Below are 16,201 nucleotides of genomic sequence, written 5' to 3' on the forward strand. Positions count from 1 at the left end.
TGCGGGTGTCCCTAAGCGATGCCGAGGAGGCCGGGCAGGCCGCCGATATCCGGGATCGCCTGATAGCCATATGCAGGATTGCCCGGCCCGTGCCCGCGTTCGACAAAGACGCGACGGCCGATCCGCAGGTCGCTGGCGGACATCAGGTCGTACCGCAGGCTTGAGGAGACATGCATCATATGCTCCGGCCCGCAGCCGAGTGTGTCGAACATGTATTCGAAAGCGCGCAGGCGAGGCTTGTAGGCCTGGGCCTGCTCGGCTGTCAGGACAGCATGAAAAGGTGCTCCGAGCAGATCGACGTTGGACTGGATCTGGCTGTCTGCGGCGTTGGACAGGATTACCAGCGGGATATCCTGCGCGACACGGGCCAGTGGCGCCGGCACGTCGGCATGCGGCCCCCAGGTCGGTACGGCCTCGACGATGGCGGCTGCGTCCTCCGACCTGAAGGTGATGTTCCAGCGGCGGCAGGTGCGCTCCAGCGCCCGATGCAGCACGTCCGCGTAAGGTTTCCAGTCCCCGAGTACCTCGTCGAACCGGTAGGCCGTGAAATCCTCCAGGAACCCGGTCATTTGATCCGGGGGGATGAGATTGCCCAAGCGCTGCTTCGTCAGATCTCCAACGCGAAAGTTTGTCAGGGTTCCATAGCAGTCAAAGGAGATAAATCGGATCTCGGAAGAGGGCATGATCGGTCCAGCTGTGTAGCGCGTCGTGCAGGATATTCATGTTCGTTTGTTGGATTGTCAACAATCCGATGATTCGGTGTTTCTGTAAGGTGCCGGAGGCGCCCAAAACAAAAGCAGCCCGGGCAAAGCCGGGCTGCTGATGTAACGCTCGAAGGTGACCTGATGGATTACTTCGGGCCTTCCCACTCATCCATGATGGCGTGTTTCATGGCACGTTTCTCGGACCCGGATGCTTTCCAGTTGTTGTTGATCGCCGCGCCTTCCCATGAGCCGTAGGTCGGGTTGGCGAACATGATCCACTGCTTGCCCCACATCGCCTGATGCTTCTCGTAGGTGCCGAGACGCTCGGACGGAGAGCCCTTTACGTTCTCGTCGGTGAAGTCTCCAAGGTTGTCGCCGAGTTGCAGCAGCACGCGATAGCTGGCGACCACATGTTCGCGGCGCGGCGTTTTATTGGAGGACTTCCATTCGTCTTTCTCGCCGCGCAGCAGGACAACGTCAGTGTCCTCGTCGACCGGGTAGCCGAACTTTTTCAGGTTGGCGCGTGTCGCGTCTTCACCCGGAGCCTTGCGGTTTGAAACGTAGATAACCTTCACACCTTTTGACTTGGCGTATTTGGTGAACTCGACCGAACCCGGAATGACGCGGGAGGTCTGGCTCTCCACGAACGGTCCCCAAGTCTTGGAGCTGTAATACTTATCCTTCTCGACAATCCATGCCTGGTAGGGCGAGTTGTCGAGCACGGTCTCGTCGATATCAAGGATCACCGCCGGCGGCTTGGACTGATAATCGCCGCTCTGCTCCAGCGCAGCGGTCCAGCTCTTGTCGGCCAGCGCCTGATCGAGGCGCAGCATGGCGAGCTGGTAGAGCGCATAGGCGTTGGCTTTGTATTCGACTGAATTCTGCGTCCAATAGGTGGCGTTCAGGCCGTCATGGCCCTTGATGTCTTCCGCGCTCGCGGCGCCGGCCGCGCCGAAGGAGAGGGCGGCGGCGGTGAAGCCGGCGAGTGCTGTCGTCTTGATAAGGCGTTGCATGATTTGACCCTTTCGTTACCCGTGGCCGTGGCAAGGGCGAGCCATGCCCCGGCATGGCGCATATGCTGTCATGAATTTGTAATGAAGTGCTAGTGCGTTTGAGCCGCTGTCCTGCTGGCCGGGAGAGTGGAACAGGACGCGCTGGGTTGGGGCTGGACCTGCCAGCGACATTATGACCTATGGTTGCGGTTTTCGCGTCAAACCATGTAAATGACGAAAGTCCCCACGTCTGGAACAAATCTCGTTTCGGCGCATTTAATCCCCGGAGACTTAACCGCAAGAACGGAGACAGGTACGACTATGGCAAGCAAGAAAACCCTGAAAAATCTGCAAACCGCGCTCGGCATGGAACTGACGGCCGCGCACCAGTACCAGCTTCATGCGCATGTCCTCGAAGATTGGGGCATCGATCGGCTTGCCGCCCAGATGCGTGAGGAGATGCAGGAGGAACTCGGGCATTCGGATGCGTTCATTGAGCGTATTCTGTTTCTGAACGGCAATCCGGAACTGAAGTTCGAGAAGGCTCCGTCCAGGGCCCAGTCCCTGAACGATATGTTCCAGGCCGATCTGGAAGACGAGAAAGGCGCCATCAAGTTCTATACGGAAGCGGCGCGTGAAGCAGCGGAAGAAGGCGATATCGGCTCCCGCGTGCTGTTCGAGAAAATCGCGCTGGACGAGGAAGGCCATATGTCATGGCTGGAGCTGCAGCTCAGTCTTGTTGCTCGCATGGGCGAGCCTGCCTACATCGCCAAGCACATGTCCGTGCCTGGCGCTCAGGAAGACTGACCATCTGTTTCGCCGAGTGTTAACACTCGGTTAGCGTTGGTTGCCTAGAGTCCCGATCGGCTCCGCACTTATATTCGGATTTGCTGGTTTGAGCGTGTGACTAGCTGTCGATGCTTTATTCAGAGACCGGAGTGCTTTCGCTGGTGATCGAGTTCTGAGGCTGATAACGCGTTTATATGACAGAAAATCAGAATGATACGCGTGCCGTCGAGGAAAGAGGCGGCACGCGCGCAACGGTTGCCCTTGTCGTGGGGGCTGTTCTCCTCGTTGCCGGCGCGTCGCTGTATTTCGCAGCTCTGCAGAATTCAGAGATTGAGAACCGGCATACCGAGATCCTGACGTCCGAGGTGCAGGAAGCGGCGAACGCCGTGGAGCAGTTTGTCACCGGACGTCAGCGCCTCGTCGAGGCCTTCGCATTTGATAATCGGGATTTACTCGAGGCCTACGCGGAAGATGTCGGAGACGAGAGTCTGCGGACCCGGGTCGACGACAGCCTGCAGCGCTGGTTCCCGAGTTATTTCACGTTCACACTTGCGGACCGTGACGGTGAGGATCTGATCGACGATCTGGAAGGTTTCGTCGGCCGTCAATGCCAGGATAATATCCAATCCTACGTTTCCCGGCTCGTCGCAGATACGCCTGACGCTGGGTACAAGACTGTCATCCATCCTCAGGCCAACAACTATCATTTCGACATTATGGCGCCGTGGCGTAGTGGCGAACGGTTGAACGGCGTGTTCTTCGTCAGCTTTTATCCCGATGTTCTGCAATCCCTGATCCGTTCATACCAAAGTCCGGGTCACTATCTGACGCTGGTCCATCGCGAGCGGGACTATCTGATTGAAATCAATGCTGACGGTGCACGGGATAGAATCGCGGCGCATCGTGAGATCTCGTTAACTGACGGCGAGATTGGCGAAATACGCGCCAGTGTGGACATTCCGGGATCGGTCTGGCGGTTGGTCGGGTATGTCGAGCCGGGTCTTATCGATGCAGAGAGTGCCGAGAATTGGTGGAGCGCGGGTTTTGTTCTGCTTTTTATTCTGATCGCGGGGACGCTGAGCCTCTGGAAAATTCTTGCTCTTGATCGTGAACAGACGCGGGTCCTTGCCCAATTGCGGGACTCAAACACCGATCTGGCCAGGCTTGCCGAGGAGCAGACGGTCCTGCGTACGGCGGCTGAAGCCGGTGAGAAGGCGAAAGCCGAGTTTCTCGCTTCGATGAGCCACGAGATCCGCACGCCGCTGAATGCGGTCATCGGTCTGACGGACCTCGTCCTCAAGACTGATCTTTCGGAGCATCAACGCGGTCATCTTTCGCGGGTCGCCCGCGCTGGGCGTTCTCTGCTTGGTCTTATCAACGATGTTCTGGATTTCTCGAAGATCGAGGCCGGTAAACTTCAGATCGAATCGATTGAATTCGATCTCGACGACATGCTTGAGAACTTGACCACGGTCGTAAGCAGCAAGATAGAGGAAAACGCTAACGAACTGATTGTCACCGTGGACCGGAATATCCCGTCCGCTCTACGCGGCGACCCGTTACGGCTTGGACAGATCCTGATCAACCTTGTTGGAAACGCCGCCAAATTTACCGAACGCGGCGAGATTATCGTAGATGCCGCACGCATAAACGAAGACGGACAAGAGTGGCTGGCATTTTCGGTTCGCGACACCGGGATCGGCATGAGTGAAGAGCAGATTGATCGTCTCTTCAAGCCTTTTACCCAAGCAGATCAATCGATCACCCGGACTCATGGCGGAACCGGTCTCGGTCTCAGTATTTCACACCAGTTGATCGATGCCATGGGCGGAAGTATCGGCCTGGAAAGTTCGCCGGGTGAAGGCAGTCGGTTCTATTTTCGTGTGCCTTATGAACCGGTCGCGAGCGCCGTGCCGCGCCGAGCTTTCGAGGGGATCGATCCGCGGGCGATCCGGGTGCTCGTCGTCGACGACAACCGCGTCGTGCGCGATACCGTGAGCGAGGCGCTGACAAGTCTGCGTTTCAAAGTCGATGTGGCGGCGTCCGGGCAGGAAGCCGTCGAGATGTATCGGAAGGCCCTGGCCCGCGGGCCATACGCGGTCGTTCTGATTGACTGGCGTATGCCAGGCATGGATGGAGTCGAAACCATCAAGCGCATAGAGGCCGAGAGCGGTCAGGAGTCGATGCCGGCCATTATCATGGTCTCCGCCGAAGACATGCAGGGGATTGCCGGTGATCTCAAAGCGCTTGGAATTGAGCATTGCGTGCACAAGCCGATCAATACGTCATTCCTGATCGATACCATGATGGCATTCTTTGAGGCTGCTTCCGACCGCCGTTCGGTGCGCACCGGGCTTCAGGCCGCGCGTACGGGCCCCGTTGCGGCAGCACCGAACATACATCTACTGCTGGCTGAAGATGTCGAACTGAACCGGATGGTGGCCCTCGGCGTGCTGGCGAATGCCGGCATGACAGCGGATGTGGCCGAGAACGGCGCGCAGGTCCTCGATATCCTCAAGCGGGAGGGCGCCGACCGCTATGTGGCCGTGCTGATGGATATCGAGATGCCGGAGATGGACGGCTTAACGGCGACCAGAAAAATCCGCGCAGAACTTGGGTTCACGGATCTTCCTGTGATCGCCATGACCGCCCATGCCTTGGCCGAGGAACGCGAGCGCTGCATAGACGCGGGAATGAACGCCCATATCAGCAAACCGTTCGAGGCGGTGGAGCTGATCTCCACGATAAATCGGTTTGCGGCTACTCGCACTTAACTCGTAATGTTGCGCCGCACCCAATAACTCACCTTTTTTGTGCCAACTAATCACCTATGAGCGTGCGACGCGCTCAGATTGACAACAATTCATACTGGCGCGACTGTCATAAAAGCGTCATCGTATTGCATTGCAATATTAACAGACGCGGAATAGCGTCGGTCGGTCCGGGTTCTGGGTGAGTAGCTCGGATTGCATAATCCTTGGGGGACTTCATGCGCAAAACACTTCTTCTAGCTGGCGTAGCTGTCTGCGCCTTCGCGGGATCGGCATTGGCCGATTGCCCGCAAGTTACCGTGGCCGATATGAAAGGCGTGAAGGCTGGTGCCTTCCCGCAGCAATATGAACTGGCCGAATTCGAAGCCGCAGCCGGTTGCAAGCTGGCCTTCGCCGGCAATCCGAAAGCGGCCGACCTGAACGGCAAGATCCAGGGCAATGGTGCATTGCCGGCGCTTGCCGAACGTGTTCCGTCCGAACCGCTGGTGGTCGTGCCTTATGCCGAAATCGGCACCTATGGCGGTGTTCTTGACGGTCTGTCGAACGCGCCGGAAGCCGGCACTTCGGACCTGTTGTCTGTCCGCCATGTCAGCCTTGTTCGTTACAGCGACGATCTCGCAACGATCGTGCCGAACGTTGCCAAGGGCTGGGAATGGAACAGCGACTTCACGAAGCTGACCATGACACTGCGCAAGGGCCACAAATGGTCCGACGGTGCACCGTTTACGTCCGAGGACATCAAGTTCTGGTACGACGACATGGTGTTCGACGAGAACATCATCAAAAAGCCGAAAGATTACGTGCTGGTTGCCGGTGAGCGGATGACGGTGGAGACGCCGGACCCGCAGACCGTGGTGTTCAACCTGCCGGCGCCGAAGCCGGGCCTGCTCGCCCACTTCGCGACGCACTATTCCCAGCCTTTCATGCCGAAGCATTTCCTCGGCACGTTCCATCCGAAATACAACGCGGATGCGGACAAGAAGGCGAAGGAACTCGGCTTCGAGAACGGTTATGCGGTGATCTCCGCCTATTACGGCAACTCGGACTGGACCGACACCCCGTCGATCATGCTGTCCGACCCGGCGAAAGCGCCGAAAATGCCGAAGGGCGTTTACCCGACGCTGGAATCACACATCGTCGTGGCTGAATCGACCGAGGGCCGTCACCTGGTGGCGAACCCGTACTTCCATATGGTTGACACGGCAGGCAACCAGCTCCCTTACATCAACGAAATCGACGAAGTGCACATCAACGAGAACGAAGTGCGCATCCTGAAAGCTGTGAACGGCGAGATCGACTACAAGTCGCAGTCCATGCAGCTTCCGTCGGCGCCGCTCATGCTGGAGAATCAGGAAAAGGGCGGCTACACGGTCGACCTGAAGCCGACCATCGCCATGCCGGTCTTCGCCTTCAACGTCACCTCGGCGGATGAAGAGAAGCGCAAGGTTTTCGGCAACCTGAAATTCCGCCAGGCCATGTCGGTGGCGATGAACCGGGCAGAGATCAACGAAGTCGCCTTCTTCGATCTCGGTCAGCCGAAACAGTATGTCGCCTTTTCGCCGACCCCGGATTTCGTCGATCCGAAATGGGAAAAACATTACGCCCAGTTTGATCCCGCTCTGGCCAATAAGCTGCTGGATGAGATCGGCGTAGTGGACAAGGACGGTGACGGTACCCGCGATCTGCCGAATGGCGCTCCGCTGGTGCTGAACCTGCAGTTTGCAACGCAGGGCATGCCGGCTCAGCTCGCTGAGCTGGTCGCGCAGCAGTGGACCAATGTCGGCGTCAAGGCGACGGTGAAGGAAGTGACCCCGGACGAATATCGTTCGGCCCAGTCCTCCAACCAGCTTGATGTGCTGATGTGGCAGAAAGGCCAGCCGCTTGCCATCGTGCTCGGCAATTCCGAGCTGTTCCAGCCGCCGTTCGAGAATTATTTCGGTGGCCGCACGGGCATGCTCTGGGCCGAATATGTCGACAGCAACGGCACCAAGGGTGTCAAGCCGCCGGCATATGTCGATCAGATGCTGGCTGACATTGATGCCTTCCAGTCCGCTCCGGTGGGAACGAAAGAATCTGCCGAGATCGGACAGCGTCTTGTGAAGAACATGACCGAGAACCTGCTCTTCCTTGGCACGGTGCAGGCGCCGAACCCGATCTATCATCGGAACGCGCTGAAGAACTTCCCGGAGTTCAAGACCTGGTCCTACGAGTATTACCGGACCTATCCCTATCGTCCGCAGCAATGGTTCCTTGCTGACGAAGGCTGATGATCGCCGCGCGGCGGGGCCGGGGCATTTGCTCTGGTCCCGCCGCGTCGGTTTTAGATCGATGACCTGAATAGATCGGTCGATCTAAGACCGACGGGGGCGGGATATGCTGCGATTCATACAATTTGCCTGCACGCGCGCGGCCATGGCCGTGTTCACGCTGCTGCTGGTTTCTTTTATTGTCTTCACACTGATGGAGATGGTGCCGGGGAACTGTGCGGAACGGTATCTCGCTTTCAAGAACACCCAGGGCGAGCAGATCAGCATCGAGAATATCCGGGCTGAAGAGCAGCGTCTCGGCCTCGACAAGCCCTATATTCAGCGTTGGGCCGGTTGGGTCGGCAATGTGTTCCTGCGCGGCGACTTCGGTGACAGCTGCATTCTGCGCGTCAATATCAACCAGCTTCTGGGCGATAAGATCTGGATCTCTCTCGGGATCTGCTTCACAGCCCTTCTGGTCGCCTACCTGATCGCATTGCCCGTCGGTATCATATCGGCAACGGTGTCGAGCCCGGGGCTGAACAACAGCTTGCGTCTGGTCTCCTATCTTGGCCTCGCGCTGCCGAATTTCCTGCTGGCACTGATGATCATGCTGTTTTCCACGATGGTCTTCGGCGACACCCTGACTGGGATGTTCTCAAAGGAATTCCGCGATGCGCCCTGGTCCTATGACCGGGTGATCGATTTTCTGTCGCACGCCTGGCTACCGATCTTCATTCTCGGCTGGTCCGCCACGGCCTTCGCTCTGCAGACGGTGCGAGCGCTGATGTCTGACGAATACGGCAAGCTCTATGTCACGGCGGCGCGGGCGCGCGGGGTCACCGGCGGCAAGCTTCTCTGGCGCTATCCGGCCCGCCATGCATTGGGCCCGATTATCAATTCTCTCGGTTTCGATTTGAACCGGGTCTTCAATGAGCTGCCGATCGTGGCGGTAATCCTGACCCTGTCCGAGGCGGGATCCCTGCTGCTGGAGGGGTTGGCTCGGTCGAACGATCAGCAGCTCGCGGGAGCGATCATCTTCATGCTGACCGCCGCCATCGTGTCGCTTAATTTCGTGACCGATATCCTGCTCTCGGTAATTGATCCGCGGGTGCGTAAAAGCGTGATGGGGGGCTAGGGCGATGGTCGATCAAACATCCACGGGCGTCCCCGTGAAAAGCGAAGACCAGAAATCCAAGGAAGCCTATTTCACGGCCAGCCAGATGCAGCTCGTCTGGGCGCGCTTCAGGAAAAACAAGGCGGCCATGATCGCGGGCATGGTGCTGATCGCCATAGTCCTCATGGGTTTCTTCGCGCCGTTTCTCTCGCCCTACGATCCGACCATCGCGGGCCGGGACAAGGAATATCAGAACGGCGCGCCGCAGATCCCGATGTTCTGCGATCACAACGGCTGCTCCCTGCGGCCCTTCCTGCACACGCTGGAGCGGACCCGCTCGATCAAGACGAACTTCCGCTGGGTGACGTCGATCAACACGGAGCAGCGGCGCTATGTCGAGCTGTTCCCGACGGGCTGGGAATACCGGATGCTCAGTTTCGAGCTGAACCTGCCGGGCGAGGCGCTGGACGTCTCGATTCCGGGTTTCCGTATGACCACTCATCTCTTCGGCGTGGACAAAGGCGGCATTCATATCTTCGGCACGGACCATGCCGGCAAGGACATCTTCTCCCGCACCCTGCATGCGATCTATACCTCGCTGGCCGTGGGCACTATCGGCGTCTTCATCAGCTTCGTACTGGCTTTGGTGATCGGTGGTGTCTCCGGGTACTTTGGCGGCTGGGTTGATGGTGTCCTGCAGATGTTCACGGATGCGATCCGGACGGTGCCGGCCATCCCGCTGTTCATGGCGCTGGCTGCGTTCGTGCCGGACGAGTGGAGTTCGGAAGCCCGGTTCTTCTTCATCTCCATCATTCTCGGCTTCATCGGCTGGCCGACACTGGCACGGCGGGTCCGGACACATTTGCTGACCGAGCGGAACCAGGAATATGTGCTGGCCGCAAAGATGTGCGGAGCTTCGCCCAGTCACGTCATCCGGCGCCATCTGCTGCCGAGCTTCACCAGCTACATCATCGTCGATCTGGTGATCTCCTTTCCGTACATGGTGTTGTCCGAGACAGCGCTCAGCTTCATCGGGCTCGGCCTGAAAGAGCCTGTCAATTCACTCGGCGTGCTGCTGCAGAGCGTCACCAGCGCGGACGTGCTGCTGAATTACCAGTGGTACTTCATCCCGGTTATTTTCTTCGTCGGCATGGTGCTGGCCTTCGTCTTTGTTGGCGACGGGCTGCGCGACGCGGCCGACCCATATTCGGATCACAAATGATGGCGGCCCCCCTTCTTTCCGTCCGCAATCTGACGGTGCAGTTCAAGACCGACGAAGGTCTGATCACCACGGTCGACAATGTCTCTTTCAATATTGCTGCGGGCGAAGTGCTTGGGCTGGTTGGCGAGAGTGGCTCCGGCAAGTCCGTGACCGCGAAGGCCCTGATGAAGCTGAATGCGGGCAACACGGTCTATGGCCCGGAGAGCAGCATCACGCTCAATCTGGATGACGGCCCCGTCGATATTCTGTCGCTGCAGAAGGCAAAGGACCTGAAGATCGTGCGCGGCGGCGCCATCTCGATGATCTTTCAGGAACCAATGGCGAGCTTCGCACCGGCCATCACCATCGGCGACCAGATGGTTGAGCAGCTTCTCCTGCACAGCGCGATGAACAAGAAACAGGCGCGGGAGCTTTCGATCGAGATGCTGGACCGGGTCGGTATTTCCGATGCCGGCAAGCGGATCGATCAGTACGCCTTTGAGTTTTCCGGCGGCATGCGACAGCGGGCGATGATCGCCATGGCGCTCTCGACCAAGCCGAAGCTGCTGATCGCGGACGAGCCGACAACGGCGCTGGACGTCACCATCCAGGCCCAGGTGATCGATCTGATGAAGGATCTGATCGGCGAGTTCGGCATGGCGATCCTCTTCATCACCCATGATCTGGGGGTGATCGCGCAAACGGCGGACCGGGTGGCGGTGATGTATCTTGGCCGGGTGATGGAAACCGGCAGCGTGCGTGAGGTCATTCGCACACCAGCCCATCCCTATACCCAGGGCCTGCTCAACGCGTTGCCCAAATTGGACCATCTGGACGAGCCGCTGACGCCTGTTCCCGGCGATATCCCGAGCCCGCTCGAACGCCCAGACGGTTGCGTGTTTCATACAAGATGCCCGAAATTTATCCCGGGGACCTGCGATACGGCCCGGCCCGGGGAGGTGAGCGTATCGGCGAGCCACCAGGCCGCCTGCGTTGCGGTAGAGTCTGTCCTGGAGGCCGTATCGTGAGTATTCAAGACAGTCATGTCTGGGTGAATAACCTCTCCGTTCATTTCGGTGTCGGCAAAGGCTTTCTCGGCGCGGGCAATGTTCTTAAGGCCGTCGATGAAGTGTCGCTTGAAATACCCCGGGGATCTTTTTTTGGCCTGGTCGGCGAAAGCGGCTCCGGTAAAACGACGCTGGGGCGGGCGATCCTGAAGGCCGCGCCAATTTCGGATGGCGAGGTGCGGTATCGCGATGAAGATGTCGAGTTCGATGTCGCGATGATGACCAAGGCCGAGCTGAAGGAATACCGTCGCCGCGCACAGCTTATCTTTCAGGATCCCTATGCGGCGCTCAGCCCGCGCATGACGGTGCGGGATATCATTGCCGAGCCGCTGGAGGTGATGAAGCTCACCAAGTCGCGGGCGGAAACGGACGAGCGCGTCCGCGAAATCGCAGCGAAGTGCAGGCTCAATCTGGAGCATCTGCGGCGTTTCCCGCATGCTTTCTCGGGCGGGCAGCGTCAGCGAATTTCCATCGCGCGGGCTCTCGTCTGCGAGCCGAAATTCCTCGTTGCCGACGAGAGTGTGGCTGCACTCGATGTGTCCATTCAGGCCGACATCCTCAACCTTCTGAAGTCACTTCAGAAGGATATGGACATCACTTTCCTCTTCATCAGCCACGATCTCAGTGTCGTGGCTCACACTTGCGACTATGTGGCAGTGATGTATCTCGGGGCGATTGTCGAGATGGCGCCGAGCCGGGAGCTTTTCACCGCGCCGAAGCACCCTTATACGAAGGCTCTGCTTTCCGCGATCCCGTCGCTTGACCCGGACGACCGGGGCAGGGCACAGAAGCTTGAGGGGGAGATTCCTTCCCCCCTGAACAAGCCTTCCGGATGCCGTTTCCACACGCGGTGTCCGGTTGCCGTGGATCGCTGTTCCGCTGAAATACCGGCTTGGCGTGAGCTTTCAACCGGGCACAAAGTTGCCTGTCACTTCGCAGAATAATCCTGCTGCCTGTCTCTCAGGAATACGTGGTTATGAGAGCGGAAGGCCGAATAATGCCGTTACCGACTGAGATTTATCGAAATTTTGAGTGTTGTGCGAACAGGCACAAGAATTGCATTTTATTCCGTAACTTCAATTCGGTCGCATTCGCGCTTGAGTTGGAGCGTAAGACTGTTAACATTCTATTAGCAATAAATTCGCGCTAATATCGGCCAAACTCGCGAGAGAACATCGCTGCACTGGTCGATTGAAGACAGAAAGTAAGTGCGGGTACACACGTGTTTGGCAGTTCAAATAAAGTATTCGAGATACTGACGCTCCGGGATGGATCGTGGTCAATCATGGCCACCGAGACATCCAAGGATGGCGCTCAGGCCGAAGCGATGAAGATCCTCTCCCAAGCCGGGATTGAGGGTGTTCGGGTCGTATCCGATACTGGCAAGCCTGTTAATAGTCTGAACCCTGAAGACATCCTCTTCGAGCGGATCAAGCCGAAGGGTGATGAAAAGGTCTTCATCCAGAATATCGACGATGCGCCGGTCTGCTACACGCTTGAGGACTTTTATGCGACGGACGGCCGAACGACGATCAACCGTCTGTTCCGGGCCTATCTCGACAAACATAATCTGACAGCAACCGAAGCGATGCATTCGGCGCGCGAGATGAAGCGCCTGCTGGATGACGGCACGCTGCTATTCTCCGCCGTTGCGAAGGTGGCGACCTTCCAGGCCGCGAAGCTGGAAGACACGAACGCGAACGAACGCCGTGACACCTTGTTCGCCTATGTCGACCAGATTAATCACCTGGCACAGAAGACCCTGCAGCGTCCGATGCCACGCATCAGGGATGTCGGTCTCAACGAGGGTGTGGCCGAACTGAAAGCGTCTGCCGCTCCTGAAGAACTCGATTATCTGATCAGGTCCGCGCTTGCGACGGAGCTCGTCGAAAACCGTAGTTTTGTCGGCAAGCTGGGGCAGGCTGTCGATTGGGCGGTGATCGCCGAGGACCCGGCGACGATAGCGGCGCTGGATATCTACATTTCCGATATTCTCCATAATTCCGATGTGCTGCGCGACATGCTGGGACATCAGCGCGATCTTGCCAGCGCGCTGATCACGATGATCTGTTTCGCGAACGGTGAGCCGGTCGGCGAAGAGCCGGAAGAGCTGACGATCGAGCATCCGGCATACACGAACATCCAGCTGAACAGGCTGATCGGTGCGGGTAAGCTTCCCGAGAGCAAGATGGTTCTGGTGGATCGTGTCCGCCGCCAGCTTGAGGGGCTGGCCCCGCTTTCCAAGGGCGACCGGGAAGAGGAACGTGAAGTCTTCCACGGTTTGCTGGAAAAACTGATCCCGGACGTCAACATCGTCGGCGGCCCGGACATGGCGGAAGCGGTAACCGCCCGCCAGTCGACGATCATCAACAAGGGTGGCCAGAAAGGCATGAAAGAGGCGGCGGCGTCCGTCTTGCCGACGCTGGCCGATCCCGGGCGCAAGGCCGGCTATCTTCTTTCGCTGCTGGAAAGCAAACTCGGCGCTGAAGTGCTTGGCGCGGAGATCGACAATCATCTCGATGCGCTTCTGGTTGGTTCACCCTCGGTGAATCATCTGGTGCGGGAAAAGCTGCCGCCGAACAAGAAGATGGCCAAGATCACGTCGATCTTTAACCAGATCGACAAGTCAGCCCTGCCCGACAATCGTAAAGAACAGTTGATGACGCGGATCGACGAGTTGCTCGCCACCTATATCGTGGACGGCAAAATTCTCGACAAGATCGACAAGTCGGACCGGCCGCTGCATGTCCGCGCCTTCATGCTGGTAAGCATGGTGCAGCCGGAAATGCTGCCGAAGGGTAAAGCGTCAAATCTGGCTCGCGAAATTATCGTCAATCATCTGAAGCGGCCGAATTTCGAGGCGGACCTGGTCTCGCAAATTCCTGATCCCAAGGATCAGGCGAACACTCTGCGGAAGTTCCACGAGCAACTGCATCGATGCGGTTTCTTCGGGTGAGTGAACGCCGCGTGTCAGCCCATATCCATTTCGAGTTCGTCGGCGAAGTCGCCCCACTCGTCCTCGCTGTCCTCGGCGGTACGGGCCGTCTCTACGAGAGCCTCCAGAATCGCGTTGTAGCGCGCCCAGGTTTCGGCATCGCCACGCGCCCGGTTCGCGGCCCAGGCCGCGGCAAGTCCGGTCGCCCGGGCGGCATGGGTGCGGGCTGCGGCAGCGCGCGCGGCCTCGGCCGCAGCCGCGGCGGGAACATTGTCATCCCGGGCATAGGCACGGGACAGGTCCCGCGCTTCGGCCCTGGCGGCGACACGGAAGTTTTCGTTTCCGGTTTCAAGATATTTGCGGACGCCACCCGGAATGTCCCAGAGATCGGCGACGTCGAGCGCAACCTTGCGGGCGAACTCCCTGAGCAGGTCCTCGCCGTCGACGCGCCACAGCACAGTGCGGGTCGCGCAGACCAGCTTGTCGTCCTGCCGTGTCGCCAGATCCTCGCATTCGACCCGGCAGATGGTGTTTCCGGGAGCGTATTTCAGGGCGTCGAGGATGCGTTCGGAGGCATGCAGGCCGGAAACGCAAAGCGAGGGCGCCGCGCCGTGCGCGAGTTTCTCGCCATCCGCCGGCACGGGCCTGCCGTCGCGCAGCGCTTCGTCGACGAAGTGCCAGGCCAGCAATTCTCCGGAACCGTTCTGGGTTCCGCTCGGGGTCACGTTCTGTTCCGTCATGTCATGTCCATCGCGATGCGTGTCATGGTTCGTCCCTATCGTCCTATAGGCTCAGGTGGAGGGCAAGCGCTTGATGGCGCATTGCTTTCAAGAAATTCAAAACGCTCCGGCATCATGGGAGCGCGCACCGGGGGTCGGTGTCGCCGGCGCCGCATGTCAGAGCGCCGCGAGAGACAAAATATTCATCCTCGCAGGCGGCTGTCCGGCATTTTGCCGGTAGGCAAAGCCAGGCTGATATGGAACCATGAACCCCTTGATTCGAAGATAGTTTCCACCCCTGGCAAATGGTTTCCGCATGCCTAAGGTTCTGATTGTCGATGACTCGCGTCTGGTCCGCCTGACGATCAAGACCATTCTTGATCGGGCAGAGGGATTCGAGGTCGTCGGGGAAGCCGAAAACGGCCGTGAAGGCGTCGATCTGGCCAGGGAGCTGAACCCGGATGTGGTTACGCTCGATATCGAAATGCCGGTAATGAACGGGATCGAATGCCTGCGCCGGCTGCGGATTCTTTCTCCTGCAAAGGTCATTGTCCTGTCTTCGCTTACCCATCCGGCATCGCCCAAGGCTGTGGAGGCCAGACTGGTCGGTGCCGACGCGGTGATTGGCAAACCCTCCGGCTCCGTCAGCCGTGACGTTGACGCGAGCGGGGGAAGCTTGCTGATCGATACGATCAACCGGCTGATGCTTCCTGACGCTGCGGCCGGGGAGGCGTTGGCATGAACGCCGTGGAGAGTGTCCTCGAGACCCATAAGATTCCCGTTCTGCTGTTTCAGTCGGACGGCCGGCGCTATGGCGTAAGGCTCTCGGGCGTCCGTGAGGTCGTCGAGATCGAGAACATGGAGCCGATCGAGGGCGAGGCGGACGAGTATATCGGTGTCATGGTGCTCCGAAAGGAGCCGATACCGCTGGTCGTGGTGCGTGCCGGCCCGAACGGACCCGAGACCGATCTGCCGATGTGCATTGTCCTGCAGCGCGGTCATGCAGTGATCGGCCTCGCGGTCCAGAAGATCATCGGCATCCGGAATTTCGATCCGGCCCATGCGACCAAGGGGCTGGTATCGACCGACCAGCCGCAGCATGCCTATCTCGACGATGACGGTAATCTGGTCCAGGCCGTCGATCCTGACCGCTGGTTCAACGCGCAAAGTGCCCTGCCACTGATCTCGGATCAGCGCGCCATGAAGCTTGCCGACGAGCAGGAAAAGGTCGTCGAACGGCCGCGCCAGCGTTACATGGCGCTGACTATCCGTGACCATCTCTATGCCGTCGATTCCAGTCTGGTCGAGAGGGCGCTTGATGAGGTGGAGACAACACCACTGCCCAAGCGGCCCGGTGTGAAGCTCGATTCTGTCATCGAGGTCAGCGGCACCGTGATGCCCGTTCTGCGTCTGTCGCGCGGCGGATTCGAAGAGCAGACCATCCATATTATCGTGAATTATTATGGTCAGAAATGGTCGATCGCTACGGAGACAGTGCTGGGTATCGTTGTTGACGAGAGCCCGGTGCGACCGTCCGATGACGACACTCAGGCACGGGTCATCTCCCATAAGGGGGCATTCCACGAGGTGATCGACGTGCCGGCACTGATCGCCCAGATGGTGCCGGATTTCGTCCGCTCCGGCGACGGCAGAGGATAGG

13 protein-coding genes are annotated in these 16,201 nt (G+C 58.8%); 10 read left to right on the forward strand and 3 right to left on the reverse strand.

Annotated features, from left to right (window positions below):
* Positions 1 to 11 precede the first annotated feature (11 nt).
* Complete coding sequence (locus IG629_RS00985; protein ID WP_193170133.1) at positions 12 to 683, reverse strand: haloacid dehalogenase type II; 672 nt, start codon at positions 681 to 683, stop codon at positions 12 to 14.
* 167 nt (positions 684 to 850) lie between these two features.
* On the reverse strand, positions 851 to 1,717 hold the full coding sequence (locus IG629_RS00990) for a 5'-nucleotidase, lipoprotein e(P4) family (RefSeq protein WP_193170134.1): 867 nt from the start codon (positions 1,715 to 1,717) through the stop codon (positions 851 to 853).
* A 300-nt stretch (positions 1,718 to 2,017) separates the two neighbouring features.
* Between IG629_RS00990 and IG629_RS00995 the strand changes: the two genes are divergently transcribed.
* The 8 genes from IG629_RS00995 (at position 2,018) to IG629_RS01030 (ending at position 13,843) form a co-directional block, all read left to right on the forward strand.
* The gene (locus tag IG629_RS00995) at positions 2,018 to 2,503 is read left to right on the forward strand and encodes a bacterioferritin (RefSeq protein ID WP_193170135.1); all 486 of its coding nucleotides are present in this window, start codon (positions 2,018 to 2,020) and stop codon (positions 2,501 to 2,503) included.
* Between the two features lie 176 nt (positions 2,504 to 2,679).
* Positions 2,680 to 5,259, forward strand: a complete 2,580-nt coding sequence (locus IG629_RS01000) for a hybrid sensor histidine kinase/response regulator (protein WP_193170136.1) — start codon at positions 2,680 to 2,682, stop codon at positions 5,257 to 5,259.
* A 215-nt stretch (positions 5,260 to 5,474) separates the two neighbouring features.
* Entirely contained in the window at positions 5,475 to 7,523 is a 2,049-nt protein-coding gene (locus tag IG629_RS01005) for an ABC transporter substrate-binding protein (protein ID WP_193170137.1), read from the forward strand.
* 106 nt (positions 7,524 to 7,629) lie between these two features.
* Positions 7,630 to 8,640: an ABC transporter permease gene (locus tag IG629_RS01010; RefSeq protein WP_193170138.1), complete on the forward strand. Its 1,011-nt coding sequence runs from the start codon at positions 7,630 to 7,632 to the stop codon at positions 8,638 to 8,640.
* A 4-nt stretch (positions 8,641 to 8,644) separates the two neighbouring features.
* Positions 8,645 to 9,841 (forward strand): ABC transporter permease, encoded by a 1,197-nt coding sequence (locus IG629_RS01015; RefSeq protein WP_193170139.1) that lies wholly within the window; start codon positions 8,645 to 8,647, stop codon positions 9,839 to 9,841.
* Positions 9,841 to 10,848: an ABC transporter ATP-binding protein gene (locus tag IG629_RS01020; protein ID WP_193170140.1), complete on the forward strand. Its 1,008-nt coding sequence runs from the start codon at positions 9,841 to 9,843 to the stop codon at positions 10,846 to 10,848. The genes IG629_RS01015 and IG629_RS01020 overlap by 1 nt, the downstream gene beginning before the upstream one ends.
* Entirely contained in the window at positions 10,845 to 11,831 is a 987-nt protein-coding gene (locus IG629_RS01025) for an oligopeptide/dipeptide ABC transporter ATP-binding protein (protein ID WP_319024987.1), read from the forward strand. Before IG629_RS01020 ends, IG629_RS01025 begins: the two co-directional genes overlap by 4 nt.
* A gap of 341 nt (positions 11,832 to 12,172) precedes the next feature.
* Positions 12,173 to 13,843 (forward strand): hypothetical protein, encoded by a 1,671-nt coding sequence (locus IG629_RS01030; RefSeq protein WP_193170142.1) that lies wholly within the window; start codon positions 12,173 to 12,175, stop codon positions 13,841 to 13,843.
* Positions 13,844 to 13,857: 14 nt separating this feature from the next.
* On the opposite strand, the gene IG629_RS01035 is transcribed toward IG629_RS01030, so the two are convergent.
* Positions 13,858 to 14,562, reverse strand: coding sequence for a DUF7666 domain-containing protein (locus IG629_RS01035; protein ID WP_193170143.1), 705 nt, complete (start codon positions 14,560 to 14,562; stop codon positions 13,858 to 13,860).
* A gap of 295 nt (positions 14,563 to 14,857) precedes the next feature.
* Between IG629_RS01035 and IG629_RS01040 the strand changes: the two genes are divergently transcribed.
* On the forward strand, positions 14,858 to 15,283 hold the full coding sequence (locus IG629_RS01040) for a response regulator (RefSeq protein WP_036553042.1): 426 nt from the start codon (positions 14,858 to 14,860) through the stop codon (positions 15,281 to 15,283).
* A complete protein-coding gene (locus IG629_RS01045) occupies positions 15,280 to 16,200 on the forward strand; it encodes a chemotaxis protein CheW (protein ID WP_193170144.1) in 921 nt (306 codons plus the stop codon). Before IG629_RS01040 ends, IG629_RS01045 begins: the two co-directional genes overlap by 4 nt.
* The last annotated feature ends 1 nt before the right edge of the window (position 16,201 follow it).

Origin of the sequence: Nisaea nitritireducens, from assembly GCF_014904795.1 — a bacterium.
In the GTDB taxonomy this organism is placed as follows: domain Bacteria; phylum Pseudomonadota; class Alphaproteobacteria; order Thalassobaculales; family Thalassobaculaceae; genus Nisaea; species Nisaea nitritireducens.

Excerpts from the sequence above, each read along its gene's own strand:
- IG629_RS00985 (WP_193170133.1), bottom strand. The coding sequence starts at position 683 with ATGCCCTCTTCCGAGATCCGATTTATCTCCTTTGACTGCTATGGAACC.
- IG629_RS00990 (WP_193170134.1), bottom strand. The coding sequence starts at position 1,717 with ATGCAACGCCTTATCAAGACGACAGCACTCGCCGGCTTCACCGCCGCC.
- IG629_RS00995 (WP_193170135.1), top strand. The coding sequence starts at position 2,018 with ATGGCAAGCAAGAAAACCCTGAAAAATCTGCAAACCGCGCTCGGCATG.
- IG629_RS01000 (WP_193170136.1), top strand. The coding sequence starts at position 2,680 with ATGACAGAAAATCAGAATGATACGCGTGCCGTCGAGGAAAGAGGCGGC.
- IG629_RS01005 (WP_193170137.1), top strand. The coding sequence starts at position 5,475 with ATGCGCAAAACACTTCTTCTAGCTGGCGTAGCTGTCTGCGCCTTCGCG.
- IG629_RS01010 (WP_193170138.1), top strand. The coding sequence starts at position 7,630 with ATGCTGCGATTCATACAATTTGCCTGCACGCGCGCGGCCATGGCCGTG.
- IG629_RS01015 (WP_193170139.1), top strand. The coding sequence starts at position 8,645 with ATGGTCGATCAAACATCCACGGGCGTCCCCGTGAAAAGCGAAGACCAG.
- IG629_RS01020 (WP_193170140.1), top strand. The coding sequence starts at position 9,841 with ATGGCGGCCCCCCTTCTTTCCGTCCGCAATCTGACGGTGCAGTTCAAG.
- IG629_RS01030 (WP_193170142.1), top strand. The coding sequence starts at position 12,173 with ATGGCCACCGAGACATCCAAGGATGGCGCTCAGGCCGAAGCGATGAAG.
- IG629_RS01035 (WP_193170143.1), bottom strand. The coding sequence starts at position 14,562 with ATGACGGAACAGAACGTGACCCCGAGCGGAACCCAGAACGGTTCCGGA.
- IG629_RS01040 (WP_036553042.1), top strand. The coding sequence starts at position 14,858 with ATGCCTAAGGTTCTGATTGTCGATGACTCGCGTCTGGTCCGCCTGACG.
- IG629_RS01045 (WP_193170144.1), top strand. The coding sequence starts at position 15,280 with ATGAACGCCGTGGAGAGTGTCCTCGAGACCCATAAGATTCCCGTTCTG.